Origin of the sequence: Methylorubrum suomiense, from assembly GCF_022179765.1 — a bacterium.
Classification (GTDB): Bacteria; Pseudomonadota; Alphaproteobacteria; order Rhizobiales; family Beijerinckiaceae; genus Methylobacterium; species Methylobacterium suomiense.
On sequence record NZ_BPRE01000035.1, the window covers coordinates 1 to 4,406 of the forward strand.

General features: G+C 56.9%; 7 protein-coding genes. 5 read left to right on the forward strand and 2 right to left on the reverse strand.

Going from position 1 to position 4,406, the window contains the following annotated elements:
- The first annotated feature begins 72 nt into the window (after window positions 1-72).
- Complete coding sequence (locus tag MFF26_RS26180; protein ID WP_238308948.1) at window positions 73-507, forward strand: hypothetical protein; 435 nt, start codon at window positions 73-75, stop codon at window positions 505-507.
- Here MFF26_RS26180 and MFF26_RS26185 read toward each other — a convergent pair.
- Window positions 504-1,511, reverse strand: coding sequence for a ParA family protein (locus tag MFF26_RS26185; protein WP_238308949.1), 1,008 nt, complete (start codon window positions 1,509-1,511; stop codon window positions 504-506). The genes MFF26_RS26180 and MFF26_RS26185 overlap by 4 nt on opposite strands.
- A 92-nt stretch (window positions 1,512-1,603) precedes the next feature.
- Complete coding sequence (locus MFF26_RS26190) at window positions 1,604-2,569, reverse strand: IS1595 family transposase (RefSeq protein WP_238308950.1); 966 nt, start codon at window positions 2,567-2,569, stop codon at window positions 1,604-1,606.
- Window positions 2,570-2,678: 109 nt separating this feature from the next.
- On the opposite strand from MFF26_RS26190, the gene MFF26_RS26195 reads away from it, so the two are divergent.
- The 4 genes from MFF26_RS26195 to MFF26_RS26210 are packed head-to-tail and all read left to right on the forward strand — an operon-like array spanning window position 2,679 to window position 4,009.
- Window positions 2,679-2,864, forward strand: coding sequence for a hypothetical protein (locus tag MFF26_RS26195; RefSeq protein ID WP_238308951.1), 186 nt, complete (start codon window positions 2,679-2,681; stop codon window positions 2,862-2,864).
- Window positions 2,857-3,090, forward strand: coding sequence for a DUF6471 domain-containing protein (locus MFF26_RS26200; RefSeq protein ID WP_238308952.1), 234 nt, complete (start codon window positions 2,857-2,859; stop codon window positions 3,088-3,090). The genes MFF26_RS26195 and MFF26_RS26200 overlap by 8 nt, the downstream gene beginning before the upstream one ends.
- 47 nt (window positions 3,091-3,137) lie before the next feature.
- Window positions 3,138-3,530, forward strand: coding sequence for a hypothetical protein (locus MFF26_RS26205; RefSeq protein ID WP_238308953.1), 393 nt, complete (start codon window positions 3,138-3,140; stop codon window positions 3,528-3,530).
- A complete protein-coding gene (locus MFF26_RS26210) occupies window positions 3,527-4,009 on the forward strand; it encodes an ImmA/IrrE family metallo-endopeptidase (protein ID WP_238308954.1) in 483 nt (160 codons plus the stop codon). Before MFF26_RS26205 ends, MFF26_RS26210 begins: the two co-directional genes overlap by 4 nt.
- Window positions 4,010-4,406: the final 397 nt, after the last annotated feature.

Consider the following 4,406-nt stretch of genomic DNA (forward strand, 5'->3'; position numbering starts at 1 on the left):
TGCGGCCTTATGGAGCAAATGCACCAAAAAGCACGCTAGGTCAAGGCGTATGCCATCGTCTATGATGGCAAAATGACCGACACATACGCCCATGCCATCACTGGCCTGCTACAGCGCCGCCAGGAGCTTCAAGACGAAGCCGCCACGCTCCGAGAGCGCATGGCGACCGTGCAAACGGACGTGGAAGCGATAGACCGCGTGCTCGACACTCTCGGCTATCAGGGCGAGCTAGAGAACCGCACAGCCCGCACGGAGCGGATCGTGCTGTTCTACCGCAACGAGCTTCGGGCGTTCCTATTGAAGGAGCTACGGGCCTCGGACAGGCCGCTCAGCACGCGCGAGCTAGCCGAGCGCATCTGTGGCGCAGAGGGCAAGGCAATGCCCGACAAGCGGCTTCTGAGCGATGTGGTGAAGCGGGCCAGCAAGGCGCTGCGCATGATGCGCCTCGCCAAGCTGGTTGCCGTGTCGCACTATGAGCGGAGCACGTGCTTTTGGAACATCACTTAAAGGCGGCTTACCAGATCTGCAAAAGCCGTTTTATACCGATCAAGGGAGTCCTTGGGCACTTGCGTATCTTTTGAGTGGATTTTGTACTTGCCTAGCTTGATTTTATGTAGTGGCAATCCGAGGTGGGACGTAACAACGCTCACGCTGTGCGCGTCGGGTATATCAAGAAACACGCTGCGAGCTGAGGAAAATATAGATTTATCCTTCTGATAAAGCTGATTAGTGCGGGCCTTAATTGCATCGTACATTGCAGAAAAAGCCTTTGAGGCTTTTTGCTCATACTGCGTGCTCCTATTAAGGGGCACGACATGGATAGTAGGCAAAGACAAGCCGTTATCTTTTGCTCGCTTAGAGAAGCTTACTGCTGCATAAGCTGCAGGAACGTTGATGCCGTAGATCAATTGACCGATATTCGAGATTGCTCGCGCCGATGAGCCGTCGGCAGAGCAAGGTACAATTAGACGATCTGACGCGATGATTGCCAGTTCGGTGTAAGCCGAGAAGCTTGGGTTGCAGTCAATAAAAAATACGGCATTGTCGTACTTCTTAGCGATAGCGCTTAGTATGTCTTTCAGCCATTGGTGCACGTTAGCCCAAGACGTGCTCGGGAGTGTTTGTCCTGCGATTTGGTTTATGGCTTCAGCTTGAATTTCCAGGGATGGATCACCGGCAATAAAGTAGATATTTTCGTCCAAGTTTGCATTGTAGTCACACGCGCGAAGCAAGTAATTAGTTTCGTTGCCGGTCATCTTATGAGGGCTTGAAATCCTTTCATCCAAATATCCGCCAATGGTGCGGCGTGGCGATGCGTCTAGCAACTTCTCAAGCTGCACGGCACCCTTCCCATTTCCGCCCAAGACAACTTCGCTGACATTCGCTTGTGGGCACATGTCAACGATGACAACGCGCTGGTCTGGGTGCTCCCGCGCGTACTCGCATGCAGTTATGAACGTGACGAAGGATTTTCCTACGCCGCCTTTGTTATTCCAGATCGCGTAGCGCACAGTTTGCCCCCGACTCGCACGTCGCTTCGATCCCGAGGCGTACCCGCGCAAGAGCGATGATACAAATAACTTCCGACATGGTTAAGGTTGGCTTACGCCGCGTGCCGCTGCCAGTACCCCTTCCACGCCCGACTGACAGGCGACACCATCGCCAACCGGATCGTGCGCGCGAACGCCCGGCCGTTGTCGAGGCGGCGGTGATCCTCCTTCCACGCAGCTTCAATGGCGTACTGATACAAGTAGGCCGATGAGACGAAGTGGTGTTGGCCGCTGATCATGCGGCGCAGCCGGGCGAAGTAGCTCTCGGCTTGGTTCGTGTTGCAGCCATCAGCCGAGTAGGCCTCAGAGTGGTTGATCCGGCCCGCGTCGGGGAACGTGGCGTGAAGCTCGTCCCAATGGGTCGCCTCATCGGCGTAGACCTTCGCGCCCTTGGCGATGTGTTCCTTAGCGAGGGCGACGCCCTCAGCCTCACGCTTGCGAACGAACGTGAGGGTGCGTCCGCCACGCTGACGCATGACGATCACGACGCGGCGCTCGCCGGTCTGGTGCTCCTTGAGGCGACGATCCTTCCGGTCTTCCTTGCGGTTCTCAGGGCGAACGTGGCCGCCAAAATAGGCGCCGTCGATCTCAACCTCGCCGTCGAGGCCGAAGCCCTTCATCTCCGCGCCAAGCGCCTCACGGAGCTTGTGAGCGAGCACGAAGGCCGTCTTGTAGGACACCGACAGGTCGCGGCCGAGTTGGAGCGCGGACAGGCCCTTCACTGCGTTCACGAAGATCGCCACGGCGGCGCACAGGTCCATGAACGACAGCTTGCGCGAGGCAAAGATCGTCCCGCTGGTGACGCTGAACTGCTTGCCGCAGCCAGCGCACTTGAAGCGACGACGGGTGCTGATGTCGTAGTGGTCCAGGCAGCCGCAGGCCGGGCACACGGGCTCGCCATCCGTCTCAGGCCAGCGAAGCCGCTTGAAGGTGTCATATGCCTTGTCCTCGCCGCCCTTGTAGATCGCCTTGAGCGAGAGGGTGCGGGCCTTGGCCGAGAGAAGGAAGTGTTGGCACATTGCCATCGTGTCCGATGCCTATGCATCGCATTTGATGACATTGCTGCCCCATAGTCAAGGGCAAAAGCATCGCGTATGATGGCGTCCGTCATCAGATAGGATGCGGATCATGATGGGCTCTAGGGGCGGAAGCCTGGGGGACGCCTACGAAGCGTTCACCCGCAAGGCGCGCCACATCATCAAGTGGAAGCGAGGCGAGTTGCACGCCATCAAGCAGCGGCATTCGAAGTGGCAGCGCAGGGCTGCCAAATCGGTCGTGCGGGCGGAAGCTCAGGAGAACACGCGCGATGTCTGAGCATCTGGAAGAGAGCTGGGATACGCGCGTTAAAGCGATCCTGAAGGCAGAGTTGAAGCGCAAGGGCGTGACCTACGCGCAACTCGTGGACAAGCTCGCGGAGATCGGCGTGAAGGAGACTGAGCCGAACATTCGCAATAAGCTGGCGAGAGGGAAGTTCACGGCGGTCTTTTTCGTACAATGCCTCTCGGCCATCGGCGTAACGAACCTGTCAATCTCCTCCTAATGTTCTCTTTTTGTTCTTAGGTCTTATTCTCATCCGATAGAGGCCAGATGCCGGCGCCCGAGAAAACGATAAAGACGCTTGAGACAGAGCAAGCAAAAGCTGTCGAACTGGCGTCCAAGGCTCTATCAGCCATTGATACGGTCACTGCTCTTAGCAGTTACACACTTACAGTTCTGAGTATTATTATAGCATTGGTTAGCTTGGTTGGCCTTATTGCGGTCTTTGTAGGCTCAAAAAGAGCTGCGCAAAGGGTTGCAGATGCTAAGATCAAAGAATATATTGAGGGTGAGGCAGGCAAAGCCGCGCTTCGAGAAGCTATCAAAGAGGAAGTGAAGGCGCAACTAGAGTTGAAGGCTTTCGTAGTAGTTCAGCCTAGTCCGTCTGCGCCGCAAGAGTCTTCGTTCCCTCCACCCCCGCAACGAACGGGAGGCAGCAGATGAGCAGCATACCTTCCGACGTTCAGGGTCGGATCGCCGACCTGTTGAATACCGCGCCAGTGGATGTTGCGCAGGTCGCGACACGTCTGGGCTTGACAATCTACGGGCAGCCGCTCGCTGAACGTGTATCCGGCGTGCTGGTTAAAGACCCCTCCTATGGAACGCCGTCCGGCTTCGTCATTCTAGTGGACCACGGGGAGTCGTACGTCCGTCAGCGATTTACCGCTGCGCACGAGATTGGCCACTACGTCTTGCACAGAGATAGAATAGGCGACCGCGTAGAAGACAACTATCTTCTGCGGTCGGCAGGTCTCTCAAGCGCTATCGAGGCCCAAGCGAACCGCTTTGCCGCCGACCTTCTGATGCCATTCCCGCTGGTGAACCAGCTTATCAGTGACGGCATCACAACGGTCTCGGACTTGGCTCGCGCGCTACAGGTGTCTGAGATCGCCATGGGGATACGCCTCGGCCATCCTACCTGACGAATACTCCGGTATTATGTAGCAGGCTCACCGTCACCCAGCGCGAATGGATGGCACATAGCCCAATCTGAAACGTTCTGTTTTAGGCAGCACAACGCCGCCCGGCATCTCAACAACGGCGCCCAAAATGACAGAACGTGACGTAGCCGGCGTAAGGGCTGCCTACAATGAGCTGGAGCGTCAGATGATGAATGGGCGCCACAAGCCGGCGCTCTATGACGTGCCCTCAGGCGAGCCGCTTCAAGGAATAGACGGCATTGTTGATCTCGCGTCCCTTGCTGCGGCGATCATAGCCGCGGCGGATAAATGGTCGGCTGAAAACCCCTCTAATTAATGCATACGCCATCATCAGCGATGGCGTATGCCACCGCGTTGGTGCGTTTGCTCCATAAGGCCG

Coding starts and splice junctions, on each gene's coding strand:
- MFF26_RS26205 (WP_238308953.1), top strand. CDS start 3,138: ATGCCGGCGCCCGAGAAAACGATAAAGACGCTTGAGACAGAGCAAGCA.
- MFF26_RS26180 (WP_238308948.1), top strand. CDS start 73: ATGACCGACACATACGCCCATGCCATCACTGGCCTGCTACAGCGCCGC.
- MFF26_RS26195 (WP_238308951.1), top strand. CDS start 2,679: ATGATGGGCTCTAGGGGCGGAAGCCTGGGGGACGCCTACGAAGCGTTC.
- MFF26_RS26210 (WP_238308954.1), top strand. CDS start 3,527: ATGAGCAGCATACCTTCCGACGTTCAGGGTCGGATCGCCGACCTGTTG.
- MFF26_RS26200 (WP_238308952.1), top strand. CDS start 2,857: ATGTCTGAGCATCTGGAAGAGAGCTGGGATACGCGCGTTAAAGCGATC.
- MFF26_RS26190 (WP_238308950.1), bottom strand. CDS start 2,569: ATGTGCCAACACTTCCTTCTCTCGGCCAAGGCCCGCACCCTCTCGCTC.